The sequence below is a fragment of the Luteimonas sp. A611 genome (assembly GCF_054072715.1).
The window spans coordinates 108,790-134,162 of record NZ_JBSVRP010000004.1 but is presented as its reverse complement, the minus strand read 5'-3'; the positions used below and the strand labels follow the sequence as shown (position 1 = coordinate 134,162).

General features: G+C 67.5%; 30 protein-coding genes. 13 read left to right on the top strand and 17 right to left on the bottom strand.

Annotated elements, in window-relative coordinates:
• On the bottom strand, positions 1–360 hold a 360-nt coding region (locus ACW5EG_RS15675; RefSeq protein ID WP_457022258.1), incomplete at its 3' end, for an IS3 family transposase.
• A 59-nt stretch (positions 361–419) separates the two neighbouring features.
• The gene (locus tag ACW5EG_RS15670; protein ID WP_457022256.1) at positions 420–758 is read right to left on the bottom strand and encodes a transposase; all 339 of its coding nucleotides are present in this window, start codon (positions 756–758) and stop codon (positions 420–422) included.
• A 127-nt stretch (positions 759–885) separates the two neighbouring features.
• Here ACW5EG_RS15670 and ACW5EG_RS15665 point away from each other — a divergent pair, with 127 nt between their 5' ends.
• The 3 genes from ACW5EG_RS15665 (at position 886) to ACW5EG_RS15655 (ending at position 3,094) form a co-directional block, all read left to right on the top strand.
• Complete coding sequence (locus tag ACW5EG_RS15665; RefSeq protein WP_457022254.1) at positions 886–1,644, top strand: hypothetical protein; 759 nt, start codon at positions 886–888, stop codon at positions 1,642–1,644.
• A gap of 202 nt (positions 1,645–1,846) precedes the next feature.
• Entirely contained in the window at positions 1,847–2,689 is an 843-nt protein-coding gene (locus tag ACW5EG_RS15660) for an isocitrate lyase/PEP mutase family protein (RefSeq protein WP_457022252.1), read from the top strand.
• 24 nt (positions 2,690–2,713) lie between these two features.
• The gene (locus ACW5EG_RS15655) at positions 2,714–3,094 is read left to right on the top strand and encodes a GNAT family N-acetyltransferase (protein WP_457020166.1); all 381 of its coding nucleotides are present in this window, start codon (positions 2,714–2,716) and stop codon (positions 3,092–3,094) included.
• Positions 3,095–3,100: 6 nt separating this feature from the next.
• Here ACW5EG_RS15655 and ACW5EG_RS15650 read toward each other — a convergent pair whose 3' ends face one another.
• Positions 3,101–3,679: a Crp/Fnr family transcriptional regulator gene (locus tag ACW5EG_RS15650; RefSeq protein WP_457022250.1), complete on the bottom strand. Its 579-nt coding sequence runs from the start codon at positions 3,677–3,679 to the stop codon at positions 3,101–3,103.
• Between the two features lie 93 nt (positions 3,680–3,772).
• On the opposite strand from ACW5EG_RS15650, the gene ACW5EG_RS15645 reads away from it, so the two are divergent.
• The 3 genes from ACW5EG_RS15645 (at position 3,773) to ACW5EG_RS15635 (ending at position 5,538) form a co-directional block, all read left to right on the top strand.
• On the top strand, positions 3,773–4,510 hold the full coding sequence (locus ACW5EG_RS15645) for an SDR family oxidoreductase (protein ID WP_457020169.1): 738 nt from the start codon (positions 3,773–3,775) through the stop codon (positions 4,508–4,510).
• Positions 4,507–5,172 carry a TVP38/TMEM64 family protein gene (locus ACW5EG_RS15640; protein ID WP_457022248.1) on the top strand — a complete coding sequence of 222 codons (666 nt, stop codon included), beginning with the start codon at positions 4,507–4,509 and terminating at the stop codon, positions 5,170–5,172. Before ACW5EG_RS15645 ends, ACW5EG_RS15640 begins: the two co-directional genes overlap by 4 nt.
• A gap of 93 nt (positions 5,173–5,265) precedes the next feature.
• Complete coding sequence (locus ACW5EG_RS15635) at positions 5,266–5,538, top strand: hypothetical protein (protein ID WP_457020171.1); 273 nt, start codon at positions 5,266–5,268, stop codon at positions 5,536–5,538.
• Here ACW5EG_RS15635 and ACW5EG_RS15630 read toward each other — a convergent pair.
• The 3 genes from ACW5EG_RS15630 to ACW5EG_RS15620 all read right to left on the bottom strand — a co-directional run bounded on the left by ACW5EG_RS15630 (position 5,519) and on the right by ACW5EG_RS15620 (position 7,712).
• Entirely contained in the window at positions 5,519–5,947 is a 429-nt protein-coding gene (locus tag ACW5EG_RS15630) for a Dabb family protein (RefSeq protein ID WP_457020173.1), read from the bottom strand. The genes ACW5EG_RS15635 and ACW5EG_RS15630 overlap by 20 nt on opposite strands.
• A gap of 170 nt (positions 5,948–6,117) precedes the next feature.
• Complete coding sequence (locus ACW5EG_RS15625) at positions 6,118–6,816, bottom strand: SIMPL domain-containing protein (protein ID WP_457022246.1); 699 nt, start codon at positions 6,814–6,816, stop codon at positions 6,118–6,120.
• Between the two features lie 491 nt (positions 6,817–7,307).
• Entirely contained in the window at positions 7,308–7,712 is a 405-nt protein-coding gene (locus tag ACW5EG_RS15620; protein ID WP_457022244.1) for a hemerythrin domain-containing protein, read from the bottom strand.
• A 464-nt stretch (positions 7,713–8,176) separates the two neighbouring features.
• Here ACW5EG_RS15620 and ACW5EG_RS15615 point away from each other — a divergent pair, with 464 nt between their 5' ends.
• Positions 8,177–8,656: a BON domain-containing protein gene (locus tag ACW5EG_RS15615; protein ID WP_457020177.1), complete on the top strand. Its 480-nt coding sequence runs from the start codon at positions 8,177–8,179 to the stop codon at positions 8,654–8,656.
• 543 nt (positions 8,657–9,199) lie between these two features.
• Here the strand turns inward: ACW5EG_RS15615 and ACW5EG_RS15610 are convergent.
• On the bottom strand, positions 9,200–9,862 hold the full coding sequence (locus tag ACW5EG_RS15610; RefSeq protein ID WP_457020178.1) for an SCE4755 family polysaccharide monooxygenase-like protein: 663 nt from the start codon (positions 9,860–9,862) through the stop codon (positions 9,200–9,202).
• A 125-nt stretch (positions 9,863–9,987) separates the two neighbouring features.
• On the opposite strand from ACW5EG_RS15610, the gene ACW5EG_RS15605 reads away from it, so the two are divergent.
• Together ACW5EG_RS15605 and ACW5EG_RS15600 are read left to right on the top strand one after the other, a co-directional pair.
• Positions 9,988–10,314, top strand: a complete 327-nt coding sequence (locus ACW5EG_RS15605; RefSeq protein ID WP_457020179.1) for a nucleotide pyrophosphohydrolase — start codon at positions 9,988–9,990, stop codon at positions 10,312–10,314.
• A gap of 126 nt (positions 10,315–10,440) precedes the next feature.
• Positions 10,441–10,665, top strand: a complete 225-nt coding sequence (locus ACW5EG_RS15600) for a hypothetical protein (RefSeq protein ID WP_457020180.1) — start codon at positions 10,441–10,443, stop codon at positions 10,663–10,665.
• A gap of 57 nt (positions 10,666–10,722) precedes the next feature.
• Here the strand turns inward: ACW5EG_RS15600 and ACW5EG_RS15595 are convergent, their stop codons facing one another.
• On the bottom strand, positions 10,723–11,769 hold the full coding sequence (locus ACW5EG_RS15595; protein WP_457020181.1) for a lipoprotein N-acyltransferase Lnb domain-containing protein: 1,047 nt from the start codon (positions 11,767–11,769) through the stop codon (positions 10,723–10,725).
• A 136-nt stretch (positions 11,770–11,905) separates the two neighbouring features.
• Here ACW5EG_RS15595 and ACW5EG_RS15590 point away from each other — a divergent pair, with 136 nt between their 5' ends.
• The 3 genes from ACW5EG_RS15590 (at position 11,906) to ACW5EG_RS15580 (ending at position 13,092) form a co-directional block, all read left to right on the top strand.
• The gene (locus ACW5EG_RS15590) at positions 11,906–12,256 is read left to right on the top strand and encodes an FKBP-type peptidyl-prolyl cis-trans isomerase (protein ID WP_457020182.1); all 351 of its coding nucleotides are present in this window, start codon (positions 11,906–11,908) and stop codon (positions 12,254–12,256) included.
• A gap of 7 nt (positions 12,257–12,263) precedes the next feature.
• Positions 12,264–12,452: a CPXCG motif-containing cysteine-rich protein gene (locus tag ACW5EG_RS15585; RefSeq protein WP_457020184.1), complete on the top strand. Its 189-nt coding sequence runs from the start codon at positions 12,264–12,266 to the stop codon at positions 12,450–12,452.
• A 196-nt stretch (positions 12,453–12,648) separates the two neighbouring features.
• The gene (locus tag ACW5EG_RS15580) at positions 12,649–13,092 is read left to right on the top strand and encodes an HIT family protein (RefSeq protein WP_457020185.1); all 444 of its coding nucleotides are present in this window, start codon (positions 12,649–12,651) and stop codon (positions 13,090–13,092) included.
• Between the two features lie 88 nt (positions 13,093–13,180).
• Here the strand turns inward: ACW5EG_RS15580 and ACW5EG_RS15575 are convergent, their stop codons facing one another.
• Positions 13,181–14,038 carry a chemotaxis protein CheX gene (locus ACW5EG_RS15575; protein WP_457020186.1) on the bottom strand — a complete coding sequence of 286 codons (858 nt, stop codon included), beginning with the start codon at positions 14,036–14,038 and terminating at the stop codon, positions 13,181–13,183.
• Between the two features lie 38 nt (positions 14,039–14,076).
• Entirely contained in the window at positions 14,077–14,445 is a 369-nt protein-coding gene (locus tag ACW5EG_RS15570; RefSeq protein ID WP_457020188.1) for a response regulator, read from the bottom strand.
• Between the two features lie 271 nt (positions 14,446–14,716).
• Between ACW5EG_RS15570 and ACW5EG_RS15565 the strand changes: the two genes are divergently transcribed.
• Positions 14,717–15,643 carry an amidohydrolase family protein gene (locus ACW5EG_RS15565; protein ID WP_457022242.1) on the top strand — a complete coding sequence of 309 codons (927 nt, stop codon included), beginning with the start codon at positions 14,717–14,719 and terminating at the stop codon, positions 15,641–15,643.
• A 132-nt stretch (positions 15,644–15,775) separates the two neighbouring features.
• Here ACW5EG_RS15565 and ACW5EG_RS15560 read toward each other — a convergent pair whose 3' ends face one another.
• From ACW5EG_RS15560 to ACW5EG_RS15530, 7 genes are all read right to left on the bottom strand, one after another.
• Positions 15,776–15,985, bottom strand: coding sequence for a cold-shock protein (locus tag ACW5EG_RS15560; protein ID WP_457020190.1), 210 nt, complete (start codon positions 15,983–15,985; stop codon positions 15,776–15,778).
• Between the two features lie 418 nt (positions 15,986–16,403).
• Positions 16,404–16,889, bottom strand: a complete 486-nt coding sequence (locus ACW5EG_RS15555; protein ID WP_457020191.1) for a pyridoxamine 5'-phosphate oxidase family protein — start codon at positions 16,887–16,889, stop codon at positions 16,404–16,406.
• A 106-nt stretch (positions 16,890–16,995) separates the two neighbouring features.
• The gene (locus ACW5EG_RS15550; RefSeq protein ID WP_457022240.1) at positions 16,996–17,631 is read right to left on the bottom strand and encodes a hypothetical protein; all 636 of its coding nucleotides are present in this window, start codon (positions 17,629–17,631) and stop codon (positions 16,996–16,998) included.
• 129 nt (positions 17,632–17,760) lie between these two features.
• Complete coding sequence (locus ACW5EG_RS15545) at positions 17,761–19,017, bottom strand: ComEC/Rec2 family competence protein (RefSeq protein WP_457022238.1); 1,257 nt, start codon at positions 19,015–19,017, stop codon at positions 17,761–17,763.
• Between the two features lie 53 nt (positions 19,018–19,070).
• The gene (locus ACW5EG_RS15540) at positions 19,071–20,657 is read right to left on the bottom strand and encodes an alkaline phosphatase D family protein (protein WP_457022236.1); all 1,587 of its coding nucleotides are present in this window, start codon (positions 20,655–20,657) and stop codon (positions 19,071–19,073) included.
• Positions 20,658–20,726: 69 nt separating this feature from the next.
• Entirely contained in the window at positions 20,727–23,876 is a 3,150-nt protein-coding gene (locus ACW5EG_RS15535; RefSeq protein WP_457022234.1) for a TonB-dependent receptor domain-containing protein, read from the bottom strand.
• 540 nt (positions 23,877–24,416) lie between these two features.
• Positions 24,417–25,364 (bottom strand): hypothetical protein, encoded by a 948-nt coding sequence (locus tag ACW5EG_RS15530; protein ID WP_457020197.1) that lies wholly within the window; start codon positions 25,362–25,364, stop codon positions 24,417–24,419.
• Positions 25,365–25,373: the final 9 nt, after the last annotated feature.

The window sequence follows — 25,373 nt, the reverse complement described above, 5'->3', positions numbered from 1 at the left end:
CCGGCTGCACACGTCCAGCACGGCGGCCAGGTACAACCAGCCTTCGCGCGTGGGGATATGGGTGATATCGCCGACCCACACCCGGTTGGGGACGGGGCTGGTAAACGGCCAGGCAAGGCGGTTAGGGGCGGCTAGCGTGCGGTGGTATGGCGCACGAGCGCGTACGAAGCGCCGCCGTCGCAGGGTGACGATGCCATGCCGGCGCCGCAGGCGCGCGACCCGATGCCGGCCACAGTCTTCTCCACGAGCGACCAGCACGCGCCACAGGCGGCGTGTGCCGTAGGCCTGCCGATGTTCCATGTGCGTGGCCTGGATCACCGTCGCCAGCCGCGTATCGGCCTGCTGCCGGGCACTAGGCAAGCGTGTCTGCCAGGCATGGAAGCCGCTTCGCGACACGCCCAATGCGCGGCACAAAGCGCTCACCGGATAGGTCGCTTGCTGCGCTTGGATCCAGGCGTACCGCGCGTCGGTGCGCTCGCGAAGTACGCCTCGGCTTTTTTTAGGATCTCAAGCTCCTGCTCGGCTCGCGCCAGCGCCCGGCGCAATCGCATCACCTCGGTCTGTTCAACCGAGCGCCGGCCGGATCCCGGGAACGCCTCCCCCTCGCCATGCGCCTGGACCGCCTGGTTCCACTTGTATAGGCGGTTGCGTGGTATGCCCAATTCCCGCGACAGCTGCGCGATCGGCTTGTGACCCGCCCGCATCTGCCGCACGGCCTCACGCTTGAACTCGGCTGTGAACTGTTGCCGCTTGACCATCGAACACCTCCGGGACCATTGTCCCCGTTATCAGGTGTCCGAATTACCCGGGCCACTCCAGGTTCATTTCTGTGGTGACCGCTTGCCCAAAGTTCAGCCCGCCCCGTTCTCCCAGCAGAAGAACACGATGACCCAGAGCGAACGCAAGCCTGAGTTGACCTTCAAGTCACTGGATGCGCTGATCGAAGCCATGCCGGCAGGCCCGGTGTCGGTCCTGAGTTCTCCGCAATGGGCGAAGCCCTTGACGGCCGTGGGCACGGTGGGAACGTTCCTGGGCTTGCTGCCCTCGCTGCTGCTCCAATGGTTGGAGCCCGCCTTCTGGATGGTGACGCTGGCGCGTCTTGGAGTGATCACAGCCCTCATCGGGTTTGCCCCCGGATTCGCGCGAAATCTCTGGGTGCTGTTCAATCAGTTCCGCCACCAACGGCGCGGCTTCATTGAGCAGTTCGATAACGATGCAGCGCAGCTTCTCGCGCTGGCTGGCCGACTGGCCGCGTATCCACGCGGTGTGCTCGAGCGTCAGCGGCGCTATGCCGTGATGGGCCAGACGCGGTTGAACTCCCGGCTGGTGATGATGCTCGGGGGCGTCGAGCGCCTCGGCTTGCTGCCATTGATGCTGTCCATACTGGTGCTGTTGCGCAATTGGCAAGACCTTCTGGCTGTGCCTTTTTGGCTGGCAATACTGGCGCTGATGGCGGTCATGCTCTGGATCATCGGGTGGTTCGCGGCGGAGTTCCGACGGCGTCTACAGCTGTACGAGTTTCTCCTTGACGAGGCGTTGCAGATCAAGAACGGCGAACAACGCGAAACAGGGGTCAGAGTCGACTTTCTCACCAGTCCTGGCCAGAACGCTACCCTGGAGTGCCCCGGCACTTCGGACACCTAGCAACGAGGACAATGGTCCCGGAGGTGTTCGATGGGCAAGAGAGAACAGTTCACGGCCGAGTTCAAGCGTGAGGCGGCGCGCCCGCTGTCATTAATCAGGGCTACTCGCTGACTATAGGCGCGACGCCTGTCGCGGACGCGGTGCACTGCCTCGCTCCGCAGACCTGGCACCGCCGCATCGGCCATCCCCGGAGATTCCCCGTATGTCCATGCCTGATCCCTGCGAACGCCGTCGCCAGTTCCGCGCATTGCACCAAGGCGGCTGCTTCATCCTGCCCAACCCCTGGGATCCCGGCAGCGCGCGCTATCTGCAGAGCGCCGGCTTCAAGGCGTTGGCATCGACCAGTGCGGGCCATGCGTGGAGCCAGGGCAAGGCCGATGGGGCTGAGGACCTGGAACAGGTGCTGGCGCATCTGCGTGAGATGTCCGAGGCCACTGCCCTGCCGTTGAACGCGGATTTTGGTGATGGCTTCGGCAAGACCCCGGCCGACGTCGAACAGGCCGTCCTGCGCGCGATCGACACCGGCGTGGCCGGGCTGTCGATGGAAGACAGCAATCCGGATCCTTTGCAGCCGCTCAGACCATTGGACGAGGCGCTGGTCCGCCTGCGTGCCGCGCGCGCGGCGATTGACCGTTCGGGTGCGGATGTGATGCTGATCGGACGCGCCGAGAACTTCTTCATCGGCCAGCCCGATATCGATGACACCCTGATGCGCCTGCGCGCTTACGCCGATGCGGGCGCGGACTGCCTGTACGCGCCGGGTATCGTGCAGCGTGCACACATCGAGGCAGTGGTGGCCGCGGTGGCACCGAAGCCGGTCAACCTGCTGGTGGGTGGTACCAGTGCATTCACCCTGCAGGACATCGCCGCGATGGGTGTGCGCCGGGTCAGCCTGGGCGGTGCACTGGCGCGCGCCGCTTGGGGCGGCTTCATGCAAGCCACCCGGCTGCTGCAGGAACAGGGAAGCTTCGCCGGGCTGGAAGATGCGACGCCGGGCGCCACGTTGAATGCATTGTTCGACCACCCCAGGCCAAAGCCAGCGTAGCCCGGGCAAGCGCAGCGCGAGCTGATGTCCGTGCTGCGCCCGCACCTTCAGCGTGAGGACTACGTGGCCACGGTGTCCCGGTTGATGGCCGGCAGCGGCTACCGGCTGGTGGGGCTGGAGGACGGAGGCCTGCGCGCACTCGCGGGCATCCGGATCGGGGAGTGGCTGCACACCGGCCGCTATCTGGAGGTCGAGGAGCTGGTCACGGCCGAAGCCGACCGCTCGCGCGGCCACGGCCGCGCCCTGTTGGCCTGGATCGCGGACCATGCCCGCGCGCAGGGTTGCCGCCAGGTGCGCCTGGTCTCGGGCCTGCGACGCACCGATGCGCACCACTTCTACGAGCGCGAGGGCATGGCGTGGGAAGCGAAGTACTTCTCGATGGACCTCGGCGGTGCGACGGAATGAGACGCGCTACGCAGTCGTCATCGCCAGGCGTCGCCGGATGCGGCTGAGTGCGATCGCGGTGATGCCGAGGTACCGGGCGATGTCGCCCTGGGTGAGGCGATCTGCCAGCGCAGATTCCTGCGCCAGGAAGACGCGGTAGCGCTCTTCGGCCGAACGGCACAGCAGGTCGTACTCGCGGCGCTCCTTCTTCATCGCCAGCCATTCGTTGAAGGCGAACATGGTGCGCATCAGCGCGGGATCGGCCAGCGCCGCCGCCCGGAACACCGGATACGGAACCACGGCCAGCGAGGAATCCTCCAGGCACGTGGCTGCGAACGGGCTGCCTCCACCCTCAAGTTGCGCGCTGCGCGACCCGAACAGGCCGGTGTCGGCGATGAAGCTCTTCACCCGCTCCCTGCCGTGGTAGGTGACGTAGGCGATCTTCACCAGGCCCGAGCGCAGCACGAAGACATCGCTGCAACGATCGCCCTGGCGGAACACAGGCTCGCCGGCGGCCACCTGCAGGCGGCGCAGGTGCGGCCGCAGCGGCGGATGCGCCTGCAGCCATTCGGCAAACCCGGCGGGATCAGGACGCTCGGCCGACATGGGTGCACTCCGGGACGGGCATAAACCCGGGTTAATGCGGACCTCGCCGTGCCGGCGGCACAGTGCGCGCCTGCAAACCGCGGACTGACTGTGATGCTATCCGAACCCGCCACCGTCCTCATCACCGGCGCCAGCAGCGGCGTGGGCCTGGCGCTGGCGCGCAGGCTGCACGCGATGGGTCACCGGCTGGCGCTGCTGGCGCGCTCGTCCGAGCGTCTGGAGCAGGCCCGCCACGCGTTGCCGGGCAGCCACGCCTATGCCTGCGACCTGGCCGATGCGCAGCAGCTGGACGCGTGCTGGGCGCGCATCGCCGCAGAGCACCCCGGACTGTCGGTGCTGGTCAACAACGCCGCCATCCAACTCACGCCACGCTTCGTCGATCCCGATTTCGAACCGGCCGGCATTGCGCGCGAGACCGCGGTGAACTTCGTGGCCCCGGCCCGGCTCACCCATCACGCACTGGGGCTGTTCCGCGCACACGGACGGCCCTCATGCATCGTCAACATCGGATCGGGGCTGGCCCTGCATCCCAAGCGCGATTCGGCGGTGTACTGCGCGACCAAGGCCGCGCTGCATGCGCTTTCGCGCGGCTTGCGTTACCAGCTGGCAGGCACGCCGGTGGCGGTGGTCGAAGCGATCCTGCCGCTGGTGGATACGCCGATGACCACCGGGCGCGGTCGCGGAAAACTGGGCGCCGACCGCGCCGCCGCGCAGATCGTGGACGGCATCGTCCGCGGCCGCGACGAGGTGTACGTGGGCAAGGCCCGCTGGTTGCCGCTGCTGACGCGCATCTCCCCGGCGATCCCGGCCGCGATCCTGAGGCGCGCATGAACCCCGGCGCGCGCGACCTGCTGCGGATCGGTCTGGCGCTCGCGGCGGCTTTCGCCATGGGGTTCGTCGTGCTGCGGTGGAGCGGCCTGCTGACCCTGGACGACATCCGGCGATGGCTTGCGCAGGCGCACGCGGTCGAGCCCCTGTACGTGGCCGGCGTGGTGGTGGCACTGCTGTTCGCGGACCTGTTCGTGGCCATGCCGACGCTGACCCTTGCCATCCTGGCCGGCTACTTCCTCGGCGCGCCGCTCGGAGCCGCTGCAGCTTCGGTGGGGATGCTGTCGGCTGGAATATGCGGCTACGCGCTCGGCCGCCGGCACGGCACGGCGATCTTGTCGCGCATCTACCGCGACCCGGCGCGGCTGGACGCGATCCGGGCGGTGTTCGCCGAGCGCGGCATGTTCGTGCTGCTGGTCTGCCGAGCGCTGCCGATCCTGCCCGAGGTCAGCTGCTGTCTGGCCGGCGCCACGCGCATGCCGTTGCGCCGGTTCATTGCCGGCTTCTGCATCGGCACCGTGCCGTACGCCGCCATCGCCGCGTTCTCGGGCTCGCGCAGTTCGGTGGACAAGCCGTGGCCGGCGATCCTGGCCCTGATCGTGCTGCCCGGCGGCCTGTGGCTGTGCTGGTACCTGTTCGGCCGGCGTCGAACGGCAGGTGCGTGAACCCAGAACAAAGGGGACGGAGGGAATTAATCTGTCGTGGCCTGCTCTGTTTCATCTCACCAACTAGGCAGCGGGAGGCGACCGATAGGATAGGTGTGCCAGAGCTGGAAACTCGACGCGAATCTGAGCGTGGTATTGCACCGGAGCGATGATTTTTCGCAGTGGCAGATGCAGCGGCAACCCCGCCAGCTTTCGCCATTCACGCTCCACGTGGAAATTCATGGGGTCGTCGTCAGCCAGATCGACATCGAACGCATGGTCGCCGACCCGACCCGGGCCGAGTCGCTGGATGCGTGCCGCGACGCGACGTACAAGATGCACCTGCCACTTTCCGGGAGCGAACGAGTTACGGCGCGACGGCCTTGACGTCATACACGACCACGCGCTGCCACAGGTGCTCGCAGTCGGCGACGAACTGCTTGTGAATGGGATGGACCTGATACGCGTCCTGCCCGGCCACATCATCGAAGAACAGGATTTCCGAGGCGCTATAGCTGCCGTCGACGACGCCGCGCTGCTCGGTATCCGCCGGCACGCCGATGTGGATGCCTCGCACGGTGTCGATGCCCGCCAACGTTCGCAATCCGGCGAGCATCTTGGCGAGATCCTCCCTGGAATCCGGATTCTTCAGCCAGAAGAACACGTGGTGCACGATCGGCGGGAACGATGCCTTGCTGGCAGGTGTGGAAGCGGCCGCGCGGGAGCCGGTGGCGGTCACGCCGACAGCCAGGGCGGTGGCGGCGAAGATGACATCTCGGCGGCTGCGATCGGTCATGATCGGGGTCCTTCGGTTGATAGCCTGCGGGTCCACGAGTATAGGGCGATGTCGTCGATGCCCCAGCGCTCTGCGCCGAGGAAAGCAGCGGAAATGATGTCAGGGACAAACCTCAGTGTCAGGGACATTTTCTGCTTGATCGAAGATCAGGCGTACTCACGCCTGTCGCATCAGCGCACGATCTCGAACACCGCCGACACGCGCTCGGTCACGTCGATCTTCGGCTGTAGGTAGCGGCCGGTGTCCATGCGCGAGCCCGTCACCACGACGCGGTCGAGCGACGTGTTGCCATAGCCGTCCGACTGCATCGTGCCCAGGCTGTTGATGCTGTACACGGGGCCCAACCTTCCCCCGAAGGCCGACGCCAGCCCGCCTGCCTTCTCCCTCGCGTCGGCGACGGCGCGCGCACGCGCGTCCTCCCGCAGGCTGGTCTCGCGGGTGGACTCGAAGCTGATGTCGGAGATGCCGGTGAAGCCAGCCGCCAGCGCCGCGTCCGTCCACGGGCCGAGGCGGTCGAGGTCGTCCAGCCGCACTTTGACCTCGCGCGTGGCGACGTGCGTGGTGGGCAGCCGGCGGTCGTGCTGGTCGTAGTCCTCATCTTCGCGCAGCGCGAGGTCGGAGGCAGACATTTCGTCTGGCTTCACCTCGAAGCGCGGCGCGGCTTCCAGCAGGGCATTCACCGCGCGGTCGACCACGCGCTTGGCCTCGGCAGCGTCCGCCGACCGGTGCGCCACCACCATGGTCACGATCGCCGAGTCCGGCGCCACGCTCACCTTCCCTTCCCCGTGTACGAGCACGTGCGGTGCATCCGGCAGCGGGGTGCCTGCGAAGACGGCGACCGACGACAGCGACAGCAGTGCGATGGACATCCATTTGCGCATGGGACACCTCTCGGGTTGGACGGGGACGTATTCGGCGAGCTCGGGCAACCGCTCGGCCAGCGCTGGGCGCACAGTAGCGCCGGCCGGCGGCGAGCGGGAGATGGCGGTGCGGCACGCGCCGCAAGCGGATTTCCCTCGGCGGCAGGCAAACGCGACTCGCGCGCAAGCGGGTTTCGCTGGCGCGCGAGAAAATTCCGCTTGCGCGCAACCCATCGCGGCATGCGATCGGGCGGAGGGCGTGTCGTCCACGACCGGATTCTGCCCGGTCACGAGCCGATGTCGCCCGCGCGCAGCAGCCACTGGCTTGCGCGCAAGCCAATTTCGCTTGCGCGCGACCGGAAAGGGCTTGCGCGCAACCTGATTCTCCCCGTGGCAGGCGCTCCGTGGCTTGCGCCCGATGCGGGGCCGCAGTGTCGGGTACGCTTCCCCGCCGCCATGCGGTGAGCAGGCCGCGCGCGCCCGCAAGCGCGGGCTTCGGTTCAGATCTGCCCGGCGGCGGGATACAACTCCCGGTCCTCGCGACGCAGGCGCTCGTAGAGGGCCTTGAGGACGGTATTGGCGTCGTCACGGAACCCCTCCGGGTCGCGCTGCAGCCGCGCCGGTACCCGCCACTGGTCGACGAACCTGGCGAAGGCTCCGGCCAGGCTGCGCATCTCCGCTCGGTACCGGGTGCTGAGGGCCTCCACCTCGGGCACGCCGGATCTGGCCAGCCGCGGGTACAGCACCTGCTCCTCGGCGGCCAGGTGGAACTTGATCAGGCTGGCCGTGTCGACGATGGCCGCGCTGATGCGGTCGGCGTTCTCGTCGATGCCGGCCTGCGACAGGGATCGCAGGGTGTGGATCTGTCGCAGGATCGTCGCGTGGTCGCGGTGGTATCGATCCATGTTCATTGTGCTGCCTTGTCCTCGCGTGTATGTGCCAAATGTCCCGGAAGTCCGACGCCTCGCCGGTTCCGGTGCGTCCGCCAACTTTGGCGGGCCTCGCCCGCCCGCGCCCTGACCTGGGTCAAAGCAGGCGGGACGGCAAAAGAAAAGGGGGCCCGGTACATGTTGCCGTCCAACAGAAACAGGGGTCAGAGTCGACTTTCTCGCGGGCGGGAGAAACCGTACTCGGATGAGCCCCTGGGCGACCTGGAGCCGGCCAACTTCGTCTTCAAAGGGGCAAGGCGCGCGACCAGCGCCTTGGTTGCCCAGCCTCGCCGCCAGAGGCCAGTGGCCCGGCGCCGCACGAGATTTCACTCATCCGCCCCGCTTTGCTTACGGCGGCTTAACGCCAGCGGATTCGCGGTCACGCGTCGTGGACAGGGCCGTACCCACACTCCGGGGGTCCCCACATGCAGAGCATCCCGATGAAGACTTCCCGCATTCCCCTCGCCATCGCCCTGTCGTCCGCGCTGGCGCTCGCCGTCGGCTGCGCGGCCGACCGTGACAACCAGGCTGCGGCCGACGGCAACGCTGACATCACCCCGGCCACGACGCCGGCCGACCAGACCACCGCGCCCCCCGTCGCTCCGATCACCGCCGACGCGACCACAACCGACCCGGCCATGGGCGCCACTGCCGATGCCGGCCCGGGCGATGGACTGGATTCCGACCAGCCGGTCGATGACACCTGGATCACCACCAAGGTGAAGTCGTCGCTGCTTGCCGAGTCGGAGGTGTCCGGCCTCGACATCAACGTCGATACGCTCAACGGCGTGGTGACGCTGCGCGGGCAGGTCGAGAGCCAGGCGCAGATCGATACCGCGACGCGGATCGCACGCGAGATCAAGGGCGTGTCCAACGTGGACGCCAGCGGCCTGACCGTCGGTGCCGCAGCCAACGAGTAAACGCAAGCCCATCCGCTGAGGTGGCACAGGAAGGCGGGCTTCGGCCCGCCTTTCTTGCGTCTGGCCTTTGGCCGACGCCGAAACAGGGGTCGGAGTCGGCTTTCTCTGCGGAATGCGGAAGCACTAATCCGACCCCTGATTCGTTTCCCTGGATCTGCTGCATGCACGCCATTCTGGAGGTGGACATGCAGTACAGAGTTTTGGGTCATCCGCTGATCCAGGCGCGACATCGCAAGCGCCACCACATCTCATGACCACCTCGCCACTTGTATTGTTGAAGTAGACAACCGGGCCATCGGTTTCTGGATGGCAGCTCAGCTCTACAAGAGCTCCACATTGGGCAACCCTGTTGCAACTGTGTTGATCAGAGAAGGTCTGTGCGTTGATGTGGAGTTTGTCATCGCTACAGCCACTCGTCAGGATCAGAACAAGTAGAGCGATATGTCGGCTCATCAATCAAGGCCTTGCAAACGGGGGTCAGAGTCGACTTCTTAGAGACGCTAGAGGCGCTTCAGAGAAAGGTGTCCGGGTGGAGCGACCCCTTTATCGCTCGCCCTGCAGCCTCAGGTCGACGCATTGGTAGTAGAGATCATCGGCGTCCTCCGCGGACGGGTCGTAAGGTGCTTTGGCGAGTTCGGTCATGACCTGGATGATCTGCAAGGTGCAGTTCTTGCACTCCACGGCGGGCAGTTTGACGTCGACCGAATAGCGCTTGCCGTGCGGAGAATCGTCGTGCCGGCCGAAGTCGTCGATCAGGACGGTGTCGTTGTTGTAGAAGTCGCCTTTCCCGCAGTTGGGCTCCCCTGCAGTGCAGGCGCGACCCGCCGGTTTGATGCTCGCGGGATTCTTGAAGCCGTCGTCTCCGTCGTTGTCGAAGGCGATTCGGTAATAACCCGGATGCCCGACGTACTCGACCCACGACACGTTGATCGTCTCGCCCGGCGAATACGTGTAGACATTCTTGCCCGGATCGCCGTCGGGGCGTCCACAAGGCGCACTCTTGATCTCGCCGGGGCCATAGCGTGACTTGTGCGTATCGCTCATGTCCACGCTGAAGTGGGCGTAGACGCTGCCTGTGCACATGCCGAGCAAGACCAGCAGGAAAGCGGAAGCTCGGAGGTGCATGGCAAGGCTCATTGAGTGGGCAAGAGTCCGGACATTACACAATTTCGCGGAACAGGTGCGGGGGACGAGTTCGACGTGCATGGCTGGATTCCCCCGCCCGTTATCTGCTTCAATCGACGGCGACGACTTGGTAGTCCCGCCGGCGATCTGGCGAAGTCATCAGGCAGGCGTCTTCGTCCGGCAGCGCATAGGGGTATGCAATCAACATGAAGTTCAGTGAGCTGGGGAAGTCGGCGCTACGGCTGAACGATCTCTACGAGCAACTGGAGATCAAGAAATACGGGCGCGTCTGGACCACGGCGGAACTTGCGCTTGGCTTCGTGGGAGACGTAGGCGATCTGGCCAAGCTGATCCAGGCGGACGCCGGCATCCGGGATATCGACGACTGCAAGGCGAAACTTGGCCACGAACTGTCGGACTGCCTGTGGTCGATCATCGTGCTTGCAAACAAATGCGGCATCGATCTGGAGGCGGAGTTTGTCCGAAACACCAGAGAGCTAAGCGAATACGTGTCGGGCGAGCTGAGCACGTAGCGGCTCTGTCGGGGACGCGATGGACCAATTTCGCGGCTCCATGGCGATGGGCGCGGCCGGGGGGCAAAACGCCGCAACATGTCGATTACACAACGTCGTGACACGCTGCCGCACAGGATGCAGGCCATGAAGACCAAGGCCGAGATCGACGCCGCCCTGACCCGCCTGTCCGCCCGCATGCAGGCGCTGTGCAGCGAGCTGCCGCCCGGGCAGGTACTCGAAGCGTTCTCCCGCGAAGCGCGCCCCTTGACCGAACAGGTGGCGCCCGAATACGAGGCCTATGTCGAAGAGCGCGTCCACGCGATGCTGGCCGAGGCCGGCCTGATTCCGGATGACGCAGCGAGCGGTTGAACGCCGGGGCTGCCCGGCGGCCGGAAGCAGCAGCACCGGGCATAGCTCCCTCGACAATCAGCGCGCGCGGCCCTCCGGCATCGGCCGGCCTTCGCGGATCCGCGCGGAGAAATCAGGCGCGTCGGCTGCGGCCTGTGCGGCTTCGTTGATTGCCGACCGTGCGCGCAGAGTGTCGAAGGGCAGCGAGGTGTCGACCACGCCGCTGCGGTACAGGTAGCGGTCGCTCCAGCCGTTGAGCACGTGGCCGATATCCAGGCGCCCGTTGCGGCCGACCAGGTTTGCGTAGCGCACGATGTTGATCGTGCAGCTGTTGCTGAGCAGGTGGTAGAACTCGGGTGCGTCGGCCAGTTCGTTGATGCGCCTGGCGTAGACCAGGAACAGGTTGCGCGCCGCGTTCGCGCTGAGGTTGGTGTGATACATGAACACCTGCTCGTCGCGGTGGTTGCTGCGCACCTTGACGATGTCACGCTCGTCGCCGACCACGTAGACCAGCTCGAAATTCTTGAACAGCGAGGCGATCGGCTCGAAACCCTCGCCCTTCTCCGGCCGGGTCTCGATCGAGACCACAACCGGGTCCTCGCCTTCGATCTCGAAGCTCAGGAAGGTGTGCGCCACCGGCCCCTCGCGCCAGTACGAGACGTAGAAGTCCATGCCGCTGATCTTCGACAGCGCGATCTCGCGCTCGCGCCAATGCTCGTCGAAGTCGTCGGCCGTGCGGTACTCGAAGTCGCGGTAGCCGCTGATGCGCACGCGGTCGCCGTCGATCGCGACGCGCGACATCACCGCCACATCCGGCCGCCAGTCACGATCCTGCGAAGGTTTGATCGAGACCCAGACCAGCACCCAGCCCGCGATCAGCGCCGCGACCAGCGCCATCGGCCAGCGTGCCGGCGAGCGCCACAGCGCCCACAGCCCGAAGCCCGCGAACGCGATCGCCGCGACCAGCCGCAGCGTCGGCGCCGGCAGCGGCGCGTAGGCGACCGACAGCGCCTCCCACGCGACCACCAGCGACAGCGCCACGCCCATGCACCAGCGCAGCACCCGTGGCCATCGAGCAGGCAGCCAGGGCAAGGGGCGCGCCTTGACGGTTGTCGGCATCGTCATCCTCCGATCGGCGCGCAGCGCAGCCGCGTGCTCGTGCGGATCATGCCACGACCAAAGGCGGCGACGGCCCCCCGGTGGCACGGGGGCACTAAACTACGCGGCCCCGTGGATCTCCACGCACCTACGAAGAACCCCCATGGCATTCACCACCACGGCCTCCGGCCTGCAGTTCGAAGACACCATCGTGGGCGACGGCGCCGACGCCGTGCCTGGCAGCAACGTCACCGTCCATTACACCGGCTGGCTCTACCAGGACGGCGAGCAGGGCGCGAAGTTCGATTCCAGCAAGGACCGGGACGAGCCCTTCATCTTCCCGCTGGGCGGCGGCATGGTGATCAAGGGCTGGGACGAAGGCGTGCAGGGCATGAAGGTCGGCGGCCAGCGCGTCCTGATCATCCCGGCCAGCCTCGGCTATGGCGCACGCGGCGCGGGCGGGGTGATTCCGCCCAATGCCACGCTCAAGTTCGAGGTCGAGCTGCTGGGCTGAGGCGACCATGCTCGATCTCCACGACATTGCATGCCCCTACTGCGGTGAAGTCATCAGCCTGGCGCTGGACACCAGCGCAGGATCGCAGCGGTACATCGAGGACTGCCACGTCTGCTGCCGGCCGATCACGGTCGTGCTGGACGTGGATCCCGATGAGGGGATCGGGGTGCACGTATTGGCGCAGGACGACGCCTGAGGAAGCGCCAGTCAGGGTCGCCTTGTGTCGGAAGCCCCTGGGCTGGAGAGACGGGGGCGCGCGGGCCGGCGTTCGACCATCGTCAGTCCGATCGCGATACTCGAGTGACCCGGTCACGCCTCGGCGCCCGCCCGGCGTCCACATGGAACCAGCCCGCCCGCACCGGGCGCGGCCTACCTCACCCAAGGAGCCTTCGATGAGCCTGGACACGCCCTACGATCCGCAGAACATCTTCGCCAGGATCATTCGCGGCGACGCGCCCTGCTACAAGGTCTACGAGGACGAGAACGTGCTCGCCTTCCTCGATCTGTATCCGCAATCGCCCGGCCATACCCTGGTGATTCCCAAGCGTTCGGCTGCGGTCAACCTGCTCGACGTCGATACCGGGGCGCTGTGCCAGGTGATGACGGTGGCGCAGCGGCTGACGCGCGCGATCGTCGACGAGCTGCAGCCGGACGGCGTGCAGGTGGCGCAGTTCAACGGCGCTGCGGCGGGGCAGACGGTATTCCACATCCACATGCACATCGTGCCGCGCTATGCCGGGCAAGGCGTGGGCATCCACGCCGCGCAGGAAGCCGACCGCGGCGAGCTGGAGAAGCTGCAGGCGCGGCTGGTGCAGCGGATCGCCGCTTCGGCCTGATTGCGTGGTCCGCGCGGCGCGGAAAAGGGAACGCATTGGGAACCCGCTGCGTCAGCAGCGAGGACGCACACTGCAGCCCTGTCAGGCGTTACGCCGGACGTCCCAGCAGCAGCACGAAGTCGCCCAGCTGCGATCCCATCAGGACGGCGATGCTGCGCTCGCGATCGGCGGCCAGGGTTGCGGCCGGCACCGAGGTGTCCGGCGGCAGCGCGCGATAGGAGGCGTCCTCGTCCGGCAGCACCTCGCTCACGGCGTAGCCCATCAACACGTTGACCATTTCGCCCAGCGCGTCCACGGCCAGTTCGTCGTCGCACCTGTCCGGCGCGATGCCGAGCAGGGCGCAGCCAAGCGCACGCGCCGTGGCAAGGTCGCAGGCCAGGCCGATCTCGAACGGATGGTCGCCTTCGACGCGCACATGGGCCACGCAGGGCCACATGTCCAGCTGCTGCGGGGAGAGCACCGTGGCGGCCTGGCACTGGCTGCCCAGCATGCGCGGGAACAGCCGCCCGCACAGGTCGATCACACTGGTGGCCAGGCCGCCCAGCGGATGGCTGGCGACGACGCGGTCCAGCGCGTTGCGGGCCTGGTCCTGGCCGGAGCGGTGCAGGGCCAGTTCCGCCTCCAGGCGTCCGGCGTCGATCACGCCCTGGTCCACCAGCACCTGGCCGATCAGCTTGCGCCCGGCCTTCTGTGTGTCCAGCAGCGCATCGAGCTGCGCCTGGTCCAGCACGCCCATCTCGAGCGCGATGTCGCCGAAGCGGCGGTCCTCCACGCGCTGGCGCTGGTTGATGCGCCGCGCCTGGGCCTCGTCCAGCAGCCCCTGGCGCACCGCCAGTTCGCCCAGCAGCGGGTTGGATGCGCGTTGCGCGTCGATCGCCGCCAGCAGCTGCGGCGCAGCGATGACGCCGCGCTCCAACAGGAACTGGCCCAGGAATTTCGCTGACATCTCGTGCCCTCTACGGAAAAGGTCGGACGGCGCGCCTGTCAGGCGAGCACCTGGTGGAGCACGCGATCCATCGCCTCGGGGTCGATGGGCTTTTGCAGGTAGGAGCGGGCGCCCAGGCGCAGGCATTCCTCGATGTCGCTCTGCGCACCGAGCGAGCTGAGGATCACCACCCGTGCCTGCGGGTCCAGCTCGAGGATGCGGGCCAGCGCACGGCGGCCGTCGCACTCGGGCATCACCAGGTCCAGAAGCACCAGGTCCGGACGCAGCGCCTGGTACTGCTTCACTGCTTCCAGCCCGTTGCCGGCCTCGCCCACCACCTGGAACCCGGCCTCGTCCAGCTGCCCGGCCGCGAGCATGCGCAGCGCGCGCGAGTCGTCACACAGGAGCACGGTCGGTCGTGCGGTCATCGATGTCTCCCCCGTCGAGATGGGGCCCGCGTGGGGCCTGTCCGTGATAGCGGCCGGCCGGGGGGATCCTTTAGGGCGCGCGCGTTGCTGCGCTGCAGTGCGGCCCGGCAAGTGAAGCGTGCACCGGGAGGCGAGGCCCGCGAGCCCTCCGGTGCCCCTGCGGCCTGGTCCGGGCCGCGCAACTGGTATTTTTGCCGGGTTGCCCTCGTCGCCTGACGCGGTCACGCGCACCTTCAGCAACGCTCGACTGGCACCATCCCCGGAGAATCCTATGAACCGTTTTCGACGCCAGGCCCGACCCACCGTCGCGCAGCCGGCCCCGCGGGATCTACGCATTCCCGGCGCGAAGCTGCCCGGCGGCTTGCTGGCCATGGCGCTGCTGCTGGTCTCCGCGGCCGCCACCGCGAGCGGGCCGGTGTTCGACATGCACGTCCACCTGCGCGAAGGCGAAACTTCGCTGCGCGCTTACCAGGCCGAGGCGCGCGAGGCGGGCATCGAGCTGGGCGGCGTCGGCGCAATGTGGTTCGGCGGGCCACAGCAGGCGCGCGCGGGAGACATCGACGCGATCCGGGCGGGCAACGACGGCATCATCGCGCTGGGACGGACGCATCCGTCGGTGCTGCCGATTGCCACCGTCCATCCCTACGACGGCGACGCCGCGCTGGAAGAGCTCGCCCGCGTGGCGGCGGCGGGGGTGCGGGTGCTCAAGCTGCACGCGCACACGCAGCGCTTCGATGTCGACGACCCGCGGGTCGAAACCCTGGTGCGCAGGGCGGGCGAATTGGGCCTGGTGGTGCTGACGGACAACGCCAACATCCTGCCCGGCGACAGCGAGAAGCTGTTCAACCTGGCCGCGCGGGTGCCCGGCACCAAGTTCATCCTCGCGCACATCGGCGGGATGAACTTCCGGTTCTGGAACATCCTGATGCTGGTGCGCACCGCCGACGGCTTCGCGATGGACAACCTGTACTTCGACATCTCCGGGGCGGTGCTGCTGGCGGACTCGCCGCTGGAAGCGGAGTTCGTGTGGACCCTGCGCAACGTCGGCATCGACCACGTGCTGCTGGGCTCGGACTATCCGCAGATGGGCCTGGCCGCGGCCGTGGACGCGCTGGCGCGGCTCGACCTGACGGACGAGGAGAAGGCGAAGATCAGGTGGGGGAATGCGCAGGCGCTGTTCGGCTTGCAGGCGCGCTGACCGCGACGTGGCGCGGATCTTCCTGCCCCTGTCATGGGCGCCTGGGGCGTGACACCACCCAAAACAAAAGACCCCGGGCGTTGCCGCCCGGGGTCCCTGGTACCGCTTGCGCGGTGCAGACGCGAGTAGAACTTACTCGGCCTGGACTTCTTCAGCCTGCAGGCCCTTCTGGCCCTGCGCAACCTTGAACGACACCTTCTGGCCTTCCTGGAGCGACTTGAAGCCGCTGCCCTGGATGGAACGGAAGTGGACGAACAGGTCGTCGCCGCTCTGCGGGGTGATGAAGCCGAAGCCCTTGGCGTCGTTGAACCACTTGACGGTGCCGGTTTGACGTTCAGACATGGTGTTACTCCTTGGATCAGTTTGAGGATGCACGGCCCGCGGTGTGCGGTGCCGGACTGTATCGAGCAAGGGGTAACGCGAAGCGATGTAGCGGATCGTCTGGAGAGGCCGTCACCGACCTTGGAACCTGTGATCTACCGCATCGGAGCCACGATGTACCGTGATCCCGCTTTGAACAGTGGGCGTACCATACAGCACTTCTGGGCAAACGCTACTACCTGCGCGACCGGCGGTTGGGGCCGATAGGGATCGATCATCCGGAAAAGGCACCCGCCCCGGGGGTGGCGCGGCCTTGGGCGCAACGGCCCCGGCATCGCCCTTCTGCACCTGGGAGCACGCAAAGGCCCCGCGCTGCGGGGCCTCCTGGTTGGCGCTGCGGGGGTTGTCATGGACGTGCCGCCGCCCCTGCAGGGCGCGCTCAGCCCAGGTCGACCTTGGCCACCTTGTCCTTGTAGTCCTGCTTCGGATCGATGCCCACCAGCATCTTCACTCCCGCGAACAGGTTGTTTTCGTTCAGCCAGACCTCGCCCTGGTCGGGGTCCAGGCGCAGCAGGGCCAGCTTGGGATCGTCCTTGCCGGTGTACCAGGCGGCGACGAAGGGATTCCAGAGCCGTTCGACCACCGCGGGATCGGTGTCGACGGTGAGGCTGCCGCCGATGCTGGCGAACAGAGAGTGGTTCTTGGCGGCGAAAGCCGCGACGGCGCGGTGCGGCGTGCCGACGTGGTGCACCAGCGCGTTGTCGGTGGAGGTGAAGAACCAGATCGGGCCGCGCCCCTCGTGTTCGAGCTGCGCGGTCATTGGCCGGGTGTGGCCGTCTTCGAGTCCGTCGACGCCGAGCATCAGGGTCATGTCGGACTTGAGGGTCTTCCAGAGCTTGTTTTCGAGTTCGGCGGGATCGGACATGGGAGGTTCCAGCGAGGGGGACGCTGGAACCTAACCCCGGCACCGGTTGCGGCACCGTGAACGCCGCTGCATCAGGGCCGCCCGCGCCGCCATCGAGTGTCCCCGGCTATGTCCGCAGCGCTGTGGCGGCCTCGGCCATCAGCGCTTCGAAGCGGGCGTCGCTGTACAGATCGCAGAAGCGCAGGTCGTCGAAGCGCACCCGGTGCACGATCGCGCCGCCCGCCTCGCGGTTGAAGCGTGCGTCGAGCTGGGCCATCACGTCACTGCGGATCAGCAGCGGATGGTTGCCCTCGGCCAGGCGCGTGATCAGCGCGGTGGGGCGCGGCAGCGGCGGCGCCCGGGCGATAGCTGCGGCAGAGGCGGCCGAATGCGCCATCGCCGCACGCGCGCCGGCCTGGCGCCGATGCGCGAAGACCTCGACCGGCGGCAGCTCGAGCACGAAGCTGGCCAGCGGGATCGTGCCCACGACGTTCACCGCGTGCCAGTCGTCGAGCACGGCGGCAGGCGTACGCAGCGCGACCTGCACCGACTGCAGGTTGCCGGCGCCGCATTCGCGCAGGAAGTCCAGGACGCTGCGGTGGAACAGCGGCGTCGACGCGCCCAGCAGCAGGGGCGGCGCCACCAACTGGCAGCTGGCCTCGATGGGCGCGGCCGGCAGGCGGTGCAGCGCCAGCCCGTCGCGCCAGTCGTAGTCGCCCAGCTCCAGCGAAGGCACGTGCTTGGGCAGCAGCAGGTCGTACATGTGGGGGCTCGGGTCGGTCAGCGCGGCAGCGGCTGTAGTGTCCCGCAGGTTGCCGGATGAACCGAGGCCCTGTCATTCCCGGCGAGGTGCGGGAGTCTCCTGCCCGCGCCTGATCGTGCCCGCGCACGCCTATCGTGATGCGTACGGACCGTGCACGGACTTGACCCTCATCGATTCGTCCCGGTCGTCGAGCATGAAGACGCGGTAGGCGTCTCCGCCGGGCGCGACGCGCACCACCACGTGGCCCTGCGTGCCGGCCGCCTCGGCGCTGCCGTAGGTGGTGGTGGCGGTTGCAACCGAGAGATGGGTGATGAAGATGTCGCGCGCGCCGGGCCAGATCTTCTGCGAAGTCATGCGCCGGTACGTGTTGACGGCCGGATGGCCGTCGGCGCGCGCGGTGATCACGATCACCCGCGGCTGCAGGGCGGCGAGGAAGGGCACGCTGTTGGCATCCCAGCTGGCGTGGTGGTTGGCCTTGAGCACATCGACCGGGCCGCTCGCCTGCGCGACGGGCGTTTCCACGTCCAGCCAGGCGGGCGGGAGGGCCGTCGTCTCCTCGTCGATGGAGGACAGGTCGCCGCCGCTGAAGTAGTCGAAGCGGCCGTAGCGCAGGCGGAAGGCGATGCTGAGCTTGTTCTCGCCGAGCTGCGGCCCTGACGCAGCGTCATGGCCCGGCGGAGCAAGGCTTCGTACTCCGCTGTCCGCGCCGGTCCAGAGTTCGCCGTTGGCGTAGAGGTTGCGCACTTCGAACTGCGGGTAGGCCGCGGGCTTGCGCAGCAGCCGGATCTGGTCGTTGCGGCCGGGCTGGAAGCGTTCCATCACCAGGCCACGGTGGCGCACCTGCCAGTCGACGAAGCGCCGGTAGTTGTCCATGGTCGGCGTGTTGATGGGGCTGGGCGTGTCGTATCCAGGCCAGCCGCGATCGATGAGCCGTGCGATCGGCAGCAGCTCGGCCACCTGGGTGATGCCGCTGAGCCGGTAGTCGCCGCCCAGTCGGCTGACTGGTGACTGCGCGTCGATGGCGCCCATATGGTCGCCGTGGAAATGCGAGAGCAGCGCGTAATCGAGGCCACGCGCGCCCTGCGGCAGGGCGCGCTGCACGTGGCGCGCCACCCACTCGCCGGGCGCGCGCGAGGCAGCGGGGCGGGAGGGGAACGAAAACGGCGCCCGCTCCACGGTCTTGCCGCTGGCGTCCTCGAGCAGGCTGGTGCCGTCGGGGAAGACGAAGAGCAGCGCGTCACCGCGCCCGGTATTGATGTGGTGGATGTCGAGCTCGCCCTCCGACCAGGCTGGCAGCGGCTTGCCGATCATGGCCTCGCCGTCCATGCCCGGACCTGCCGGGAGCACCGGCGAGGCCTGCACTGCGCCTGCCAGCGACGCCAGCATCAGCGCCGCAAGTATCCCGGGCCATGCAGCACGCGTCCGCGCCCCCTGCCCGCTCATGCCCGCATCACGCCGGGACGACCGTGTTCGGTCACCAGCTTCGCCACCACCCGCTTGCTGCCGCCGGGCTCGGACACCTGGTCGACGGCCACCACGTCGGTCCGCCACTGCTTCGCATCGATCTCGAACAGCTGGTAGCCGCGGCGGTTGTTGAGCAGCGCGGAGTGCGGATTCTGAGACGACACGTTTTCCCAGCTCTCCGGGATGTCGTTGCCGTCGCCACCGGATGCGATCGAGGTGGTGACGTACTCGGTGGCCACCGGCGCGCTCGCCAGGTCATCCGGGTTGGACGGCACCACCCCGGCGTGGTGCTTGTGCACGTCGCCGGTGGCGACGATCACATTGCCCATCCGTCGCTGCGCGATCTGGTCGATGAGGCGCTGGCGTGCCTGCGGATAACCGCTCCAGGAATCGGTATTGAGCGGACCGGCCGGCCGCGATTCCGGATACACGAACGGCATCATCATCACCTGCTGCGCCAGCAGGTGCCAGCGCGCGTCAGCCCCCAGGCCCTCGGACAGCCAGCGCTCCTGGGCCTGTCCGATCACCTGCCCGGCGCCGCTCTCGTCGCCCGTGCGGCAGGGACGCTGCCTCGCCAGCAGGGTGGCATCGCAGCGCTGCTTGCTGCGGTACTGGCGGGTATCGAGCACATGCACGCGCAGCAGCCCGCCGTAGTCGAGACGGCGGTGCATGGTGAGGCCGTCGGGCCGCGGGAACTGCGCGCGGCGCACCGGCATGTTCTCGTACCAGGCCTGCATCGCGGCGTGGCGTCGCAGCAGAAACACCTCGGACGGCACCCCGTCCTGGTCCAGCGCCGCGGTCCAGTTGTTGTCGATCTCGTGGTCGTCCCAGCTGCTGAGGAAGGCAGCAGCCGCATGTGCGGCCTGCAGGTCGGGATCGGTCTTGTACTGGGCGTAGCGGCGGCGGTAGTCGTCGAGGCTGTAGATTTCGCCGCCCGCGTGCCGGCGGGTGATGCGCGCGCCGTCGGCCTCCGTCGGTGCCTTGCCCGCACCTTCATAGATGTAGTCGCCGTAGTGGAACACGGCGTCGAGATCGTGCTCCTCGCCCAGATGGCGATAGGCGGTGAAGTAGCCGGCCTCCCAGTGCTGGCAGCCGGCCACGCCGATGCGCAGGCGATCGACGCGCGCACCGGCCTCGGGTGCGGTGCGCACCGTGCCCACCGGGCTGCTGGTCTCGGTTCCTGCGTGGAAGCGATACCAGTAGCGGCGATGCGGACGCAGGCCCTCGACCTCCACGTGCACGCTGTGGCCCAGCTCGGGTCGGGCCAGCGCCTGGCCCTGCTGCACGATGCGATCGAAGCGGTCGTCCTCCGCCACCTCCCAGCGCACCGGCACCGCGACCATCGGCATGCCTGCGTGCTCGGCGAGGGGCTCGGGCGCGAGTCGGGTCCAGAGAACGCAGCCATCGGGCAGCGGATCACCGGAGGCCACGCCCAGCGCGAACGGGTTGTGGGCGAAGCGTGGCGCGGCGAGCAGCGTGCCGGCCGGGCCGAGCCCCGCAAAAACCGCCATCGCGCTGGCGCCGAGCAGGAACTTCCTGCGGTTGAAATAGGGGGATGTCATGAGGGTTGTCGATTCCAGTCATGCGGCGGCGGACGCGCCGCGGGGGGCGCCCGCCGCCGGGGTGCGGGTTCAGAAGCGGGCGCGCAGGCCCACCGAGGCGCGACGGCCGCTGGTGATGTAGATCTGGCTGTGGTGACCGCTGTCGCCCAGGCCGGTTTCGCCGTTGGAGTAAACGGTATGGCGGTTCTGGTCGAACAGGTTGTTGACGCTGAAGAAGGCGTCGAGGCTGAGCCAGCCGTCCCTGGTCCGCGGCACCAGCGTGTAGCTGCCGGACATGTTGACTTCCAGGTAGTCGTCGAACGGCTGCTTCTGGTTGATCACGATGCCGTGGGCATTGGTGACGTTGCCGGTGGGGCCGCGATCCTTCTCGTCACTCCACACGGTGTTGAGGCTCAGGCGCACTGGCCCGTGACGCCAGCCCAGGCCGAGGTTGGCCACCTGCTGGGCCACGCGCGACATGACCACCGAAGGATTGGTGTGCGTGTAGGAGCCGCGCACGGTCAGCCCGCCGAGTGCGCCGGGCAGGTAATCCATCGCGTGGTTGAACTCGAACTCGTAGCCGTTGATGCTGATGTCGTCTTCGAGGTTGGCCCGGGTGGCGACCAGGTCGATGGGCTCGTCGCCGGTGTATCCGAACTCTTCCGGCGTCATGTTCACGTCGTTGATCAGATCCTTGATCCTGTTGTGGAACAGGCCGAAGCCGACCAGGCCCACCGGCTCGAAATACTTCACCACCCGCACCGACAGGTTGTCCGAATACTCGGGCAGCAGGTTGACGTTGGGCGCGCTGAGCACGTTGCCGTCCTCAGTGCCGTAATTGATCGACCACACGCCGGCCAGGTCGCCCACTTCCGGCCGCAGGATGGTGCGGCTGTAGCCCACCTGCAGGTCGAGGCCGTCGCTGAAGCTGTACTTCATCGAGCCGCTGGGGAAGAAGTCGTTGTAGCTGGACTCGCTGCGGCGGCGTGGATTGGTGAAGTACTGGTACTCCAGGCCCTCGATCGTGGTTGCACGGCCGGTGGAAGCGTTGACCGCGTGGCCTGCCGCCACCACCTGGCTCCGGCTCAGGGGGTCGAAGTCGTAACCGGTGGTGCGGGTCTGCTCCCAGCGCAGGCCAGCCTGCACCTTGAGCTTGCCGGTCAACTCCGCCGTGCCCATGAAGTAGGCGGAGTTGATGTTCTCGTCCATCCTGTTGTCGTTGGCGATGTTGGCGTTGTACCAGCGCGCCGGCGTGATGGCGTGCAACCACTGTTCCGGGTTGGCCTGCATGAGGCCGTAGATCTTGCTCAGGCTGTAGATGTAGAGGTCGCCGCCGCCCAGGGTGCGGACATCCATGCCGGAAGAACTGCTGTGCCAGACGTTTTCGCTCTGCACCGCCTGCAGGAACTCGGTATTGCCCAGCGGCCCGTTGTAGGTCCAGATGTTGGCGTCGGATGTGTTGCCGAACGCATAGTCTGCCTGGGTCGACTTCAGTCCCGTCTTCCATGTGACCGGCACCTCGCCGATGTCGTTGTAGAACTCGAAGTTGATCGCGCCGCCGCCATAGTCGAGGTCGGCGCGGCTGCCGGTGGTAGTGCGCACCGAGGGCCGGGTCGAGTTGCCCAGTGCGCCGGCATAGGTGCCGAAGCTGTAGCTTTCCGGCAGCGCCCAGTCCGGCCCGTCCAGCTGCTGGATCTGCCAGTCCTGGTGCATCCAGCTGCTGCGCGATGCGCTGTAGTTGCCGCTCGTGGTGACGTCGTTCAGCACGTCGGACACCTGGCCTTTCTTGCCCGAGTCGTAGCGGCTCTCGGAACGGGCGGAGAACAAGGTGCCGTCGATCTTGAAGCGCTCGTTCTGCCAGACGAAGCCGGGCATGAAGTTGCGCGAGTAGCCCAGCTTGTAGGTGTAGGCGTTGTTGGTGTTGAGCGTCGTGGCGCCGGCGGCGTAGCGGGTGGTCCAGTCCAGCGACGGGTCGCCGCTGGAGGCGCGGGAGTTGGAGAACGTCGGCGTGATCGTGTTCGGATCGATGTCGCCCCGGCTGACGCTGGCCGCCAGCGACAGGATCAGCTCGTCGGTGGCCTTGAAGTCCACGCCCAGCTGCGCCACGCGGCGGTTGTACTCGCGGTCGTAGCCGGCGCCGGCGATCGAGGTCACCGCATAGGGATAGGGACTGGCCGCGGTGGCAACGTAATTGCGGCCGGAGTTGATCTGGGCGTGCTCGACCAGGCTGGTGACGCTGCTGATGCCGGCGGCGACACCGAGCCTGCCGTCCATGAACACGTCCGAATAGTTGATCGTGGTCGAGGGCAGGAACTTCCTGTCGTATCCGCCTTCCATCCAGCCGGTGTTCTTGCTGTCCCACAGGCCGTCATGGGTATTGCCGCCCACCGACACGGTGATGCGGCGTCCCTTGGCATCGAAGGCGCGCTTGGTGCGGATATCGATGGTGCCGGCGGGCGCGTTCGCGTCCATGTCGGCGCTGGTGGTCTTGTAGATGTTGATCGAATCCACGCCGGCCAGCGCCGATTGCTCGAAGCTGAAGGTGCGCGAGCTCGACGAGTTGGCGTCGATGCCCGGCAGGCTGATGCCGTTGAGGGTCACGCCGGTGTACTTGGCCGGCAGGCCGCGCAGCGAGATGTTGCGCGGCGCATCGTCCGCAACCACGTCGAAGTCCACGCCCGGCATGTATTTGAGGAACTCGCCGGGGTTGGCGTCTGCGATTTCGCCGAAGCTGTCCGCCGACAGGGTGTTGGTGATGTTCATCGAGGCGCGCTGCTCCATGATCGCGCGCGCATCGCCCTCGCGGGCGCCGACCACCTGCACCACGTCCAGTGACACTGCCCCGGTGGTGTCGGCCTGCGAGCTGTACATCTCGAAGACAGGCTCGCTGGCCTGGCCGGGGCGCACCGCCACTTCCTGCTGCACGGTGCCGAAGCCGGTGTACTCCACCGTCACCAGATGGCTGCCCGCCGCCACGCCGTTGATCCGGAACTCGCCGCGGTCGGTGGATGTCGCCACCTGGCGGCCATCGATCTTGATGCGCGCATTGCGCAGGTAGCCGCCGGTGGCCGGATCGTAGACACGGCCGAGGATCGAGCCGGTCCCGGTCGAGTCGATCGCGCCTGCTGGAGACTGCGAGGGCGCGGGTTCGTTTGCGTTTGCGTTTGCGTTTGCCTGCGGCGCGAGGCACAAGGCGACCATCACCGCGCTGGACAGCGCGGTCTTCATCAAAGCTGGCATGGGGAACTCGTTCTCGATTACATGGGAATGGGCTTTCGCAGCGGACGCCACTTCCATGCGGAACGCACCAAACTACGGGGAGTGCCTCCTGCACACGCATCCGCTCCGCCATTGGCGGCCAGCGCATGCGAACGTCACACGAATCAATGGACCGCTCCCCGATCCAACGCGTGACGCGAGCCCGCAATGATGGGCAGCTGCGATGACAGCTCCTTTACACAATCAGCCTCCAAGGCTGTTGCCCCACGCAACGTTCCCCTTGATGCAAGCCGCCGGTTGTGCGACGAGTTCGCGCGTTGACGATGCTTCGCGCAGTCGGCCTGGGCGCGGTGCAACTGTGTATCTGCTCGCGCTCGCGGTACGAGTGACTGTCTGCCCGGTGCGCGCTTGGCCCACGGGTTCGACATGCGTCTGCAGCGACTGACGGCGTCCCGTCCTGATGCTTGTATGCCGGACGAAGAAGGTGCGCTCTGGACCTCGCAGCCATCTGGCGCTCCACAGTTGGGTACAACTGTGGCGACGAAGCCCGGGCGGCTGTTCTCAGCCCGTCGCGGGCCCGCAGCGCTGGACGCCATTTGCGTCGGCCAGCGGCAGCGGCGGGAGTTCCGCCGCCAGTTCGCCCTCGTCGATGCGGGTGCGGGCCTCGTTGCTGAGCATGCGCAGGTCGCGGCCGACATCCGCGGCCAGCCAGCGCACGGATTCGTCGGGGTGGTCGAGCAGGCCTTCCACCATGCGCACGTGGCGCTGGTTGCCGGTGGCGCGCAGCGCCAACAGCGCATCGAGCACCACGCCGGTGTCGCGGTCGCGCAGCAGTGGCGCTGCGCGATCGGCGGCGGCGACATGGCGGCTGCGGGCCAGTTCCACCAGCGCCTGCTGGCGTTCGGCAGGCGTGGCGCCGTGCAGTCCGGCAGCGGCTTCGGCGATGTGCAGTTCGATCAGGCTGTTGTCGCCGCGCGTGGAGGCGACCTGGGCCAGCACGCGCTTGAAGGCGGGGTCCTGCTGCTCGAGGTAGAGCTCGGCCAGGGCGGTGTCGGGCAGCACGTCGCGGTTGTCGACCAGCTCGAACACGCCCTTGCTGGCGATGGCGATGCCCTCGCTGCCCGGATGCGCGGCGATGAAGTCGTCGAGTTTCTCGCGCATGCCGCGGTGATCGTTCCAGGCCAGGGTCAGCAGGTCCTTGAGCTGCTGGTCCACGTCCGGAGGGGACGCGACCGCAAGGGGGCCGGCATGCTGTTGCCGGCCACCCGCTGCACGTATCGCGCCCTGCCCTGCGCGGCTCCCCGCGGTGGCAACGGCCGACGTGGACGCCGTCGGCCTGCGGGCAAGTTCGGCTTCCAGTTCCGCGACGCGTGCCGCGAGCGCACTGTCGTCGCCGGATCCGCACTGGCGGGCGTTGCCGCCCGCCAGCACGACGGCCAGGGCGCCGGTTCCCAGACCCAGCGCTGCCGTGATCGCCAGGGCAGGCAGGGATGCGCGGAACATGGCCATGGCCGCGCC

What these genes read in the sequence shown, in the direction of transcription:
- ACW5EG_RS15570 (WP_457020188.1), bottom strand. Translation starts at nt 14,445, where the DNA reads ATGACCGCACGACCGACCGTGCTCCTGTGTGACGACTCGCGCGCGCTG.
- ACW5EG_RS15605 (WP_457020179.1), top strand. Translation starts at nt 9,988, where the DNA reads ATGAAGTTCAGTGAGCTGGGGAAGTCGGCGCTACGGCTGAACGATCTC.
- ACW5EG_RS15630 (WP_457020173.1), bottom strand. Translation starts at nt 5,947, where the DNA reads ATGACCGATCGCAGCCGCCGAGATGTCATCTTCGCCGCCACCGCCCTG.
- ACW5EG_RS15540 (WP_457022236.1), bottom strand. Translation starts at nt 20,657, where the DNA reads ATGACATCCCCCTATTTCAACCGCAGGAAGTTCCTGCTCGGCGCCAGC.
- ACW5EG_RS15625 (WP_457022246.1), bottom strand. Translation starts at nt 6,816, where the DNA reads ATGTCCATCGCACTGCTGTCGCTGTCGTCGGTCGCCGTCTTCGCAGGC.
- ACW5EG_RS15650 (WP_457022250.1), bottom strand. Translation starts at nt 3,679, where the DNA reads ATGTCGGCCGAGCGTCCTGATCCCGCCGGGTTTGCCGAATGGCTGCAG.
- ACW5EG_RS15580 (WP_457020185.1), top strand. Translation starts at nt 12,649, where the DNA reads ATGAGCCTGGACACGCCCTACGATCCGCAGAACATCTTCGCCAGGATC.
- ACW5EG_RS15575 (WP_457020186.1), bottom strand. Translation starts at nt 14,038, where the DNA reads ATGTCAGCGAAATTCCTGGGCCAGTTCCTGTTGGAGCGCGGCGTCATC.
- ACW5EG_RS15590 (WP_457020182.1), top strand. Translation starts at nt 11,906, where the DNA reads ATGGCATTCACCACCACGGCCTCCGGCCTGCAGTTCGAAGACACCATC.
- ACW5EG_RS15600 (WP_457020180.1), top strand. Translation starts at nt 10,441, where the DNA reads ATGAAGACCAAGGCCGAGATCGACGCCGCCCTGACCCGCCTGTCCGCC.
- ACW5EG_RS15615 (WP_457020177.1), top strand. Translation starts at nt 8,177, where the DNA reads ATGAAGACTTCCCGCATTCCCCTCGCCATCGCCCTGTCGTCCGCGCTG.
- ACW5EG_RS15555 (WP_457020191.1), bottom strand. Translation starts at nt 16,889, where the DNA reads ATGTCCGATCCCGCCGAACTCGAAAACAAGCTCTGGAAGACCCTCAAG.
- ACW5EG_RS15610 (WP_457020178.1), bottom strand. Translation starts at nt 9,862, where the DNA reads ATGCACGTCGAACTCGTCCCCCGCACCTGTTCCGCGAAATTGTGTAAT.
- ACW5EG_RS15545 (WP_457022238.1), bottom strand. Translation starts at nt 19,017, where the DNA reads ATGCTGGCGTCGCTGGCAGGCGCAGTGCAGGCCTCGCCGGTGCTCCCG.
- ACW5EG_RS15665 (WP_457022254.1), top strand. Translation starts at nt 886, where the DNA reads ATGACCCAGAGCGAACGCAAGCCTGAGTTGACCTTCAAGTCACTGGAT.
- ACW5EG_RS15535 (WP_457022234.1), bottom strand. Translation starts at nt 23,876, where the DNA reads ATGCCAGCTTTGATGAAGACCGCGCTGTCCAGCGCGGTGATGGTCGCC.
- ACW5EG_RS15595 (WP_457020181.1), bottom strand. Translation starts at nt 11,769, where the DNA reads ATGACGATGCCGACAACCGTCAAGGCGCGCCCCTTGCCCTGGCTGCCT.
- ACW5EG_RS15645 (WP_457020169.1), top strand. Translation starts at nt 3,773, where the DNA reads ATGCTATCCGAACCCGCCACCGTCCTCATCACCGGCGCCAGCAGCGGC.
- ACW5EG_RS15660 (WP_457022252.1), top strand. Translation starts at nt 1,847, where the DNA reads ATGTCCATGCCTGATCCCTGCGAACGCCGTCGCCAGTTCCGCGCATTG.
- ACW5EG_RS15655 (WP_457020166.1), top strand. Translation starts at nt 2,714, where the DNA reads ATGTCCGTGCTGCGCCCGCACCTTCAGCGTGAGGACTACGTGGCCACG.
- ACW5EG_RS15550 (WP_457022240.1), bottom strand. Translation starts at nt 17,631, where the DNA reads ATGTACGACCTGCTGCTGCCCAAGCACGTGCCTTCGCTGGAGCTGGGC.
- ACW5EG_RS15530 (WP_457020197.1), bottom strand. Translation starts at nt 25,364, where the DNA reads ATGGCCATGTTCCGCGCATCCCTGCCTGCCCTGGCGATCACGGCAGCG.
- ACW5EG_RS15565 (WP_457022242.1), top strand. Translation starts at nt 14,717, where the DNA reads ATGAACCGTTTTCGACGCCAGGCCCGACCCACCGTCGCGCAGCCGGCC.
- ACW5EG_RS15560 (WP_457020190.1), bottom strand. Translation starts at nt 15,985, where the DNA reads ATGTCTGAACGTCAAACCGGCACCGTCAAGTGGTTCAACGACGCCAAG.
- ACW5EG_RS15620 (WP_457022244.1), bottom strand. Translation starts at nt 7,712, where the DNA reads ATGGATCGATACCACCGCGACCACGCGACGATCCTGCGACAGATCCAC.
- ACW5EG_RS15640 (WP_457022248.1), top strand. Translation starts at nt 4,507, where the DNA reads ATGAACCCCGGCGCGCGCGACCTGCTGCGGATCGGTCTGGCGCTCGCG.
- ACW5EG_RS15670 (WP_457022256.1), bottom strand. Translation starts at nt 758, where the DNA reads ATGGTCAAGCGGCAACAGTTCACAGCCGAGTTCAAGCGTGAGGCCGTG.
- ACW5EG_RS15585 (WP_457020184.1), top strand. Translation starts at nt 12,264, where the DNA reads ATGCTCGATCTCCACGACATTGCATGCCCCTACTGCGGTGAAGTCATC.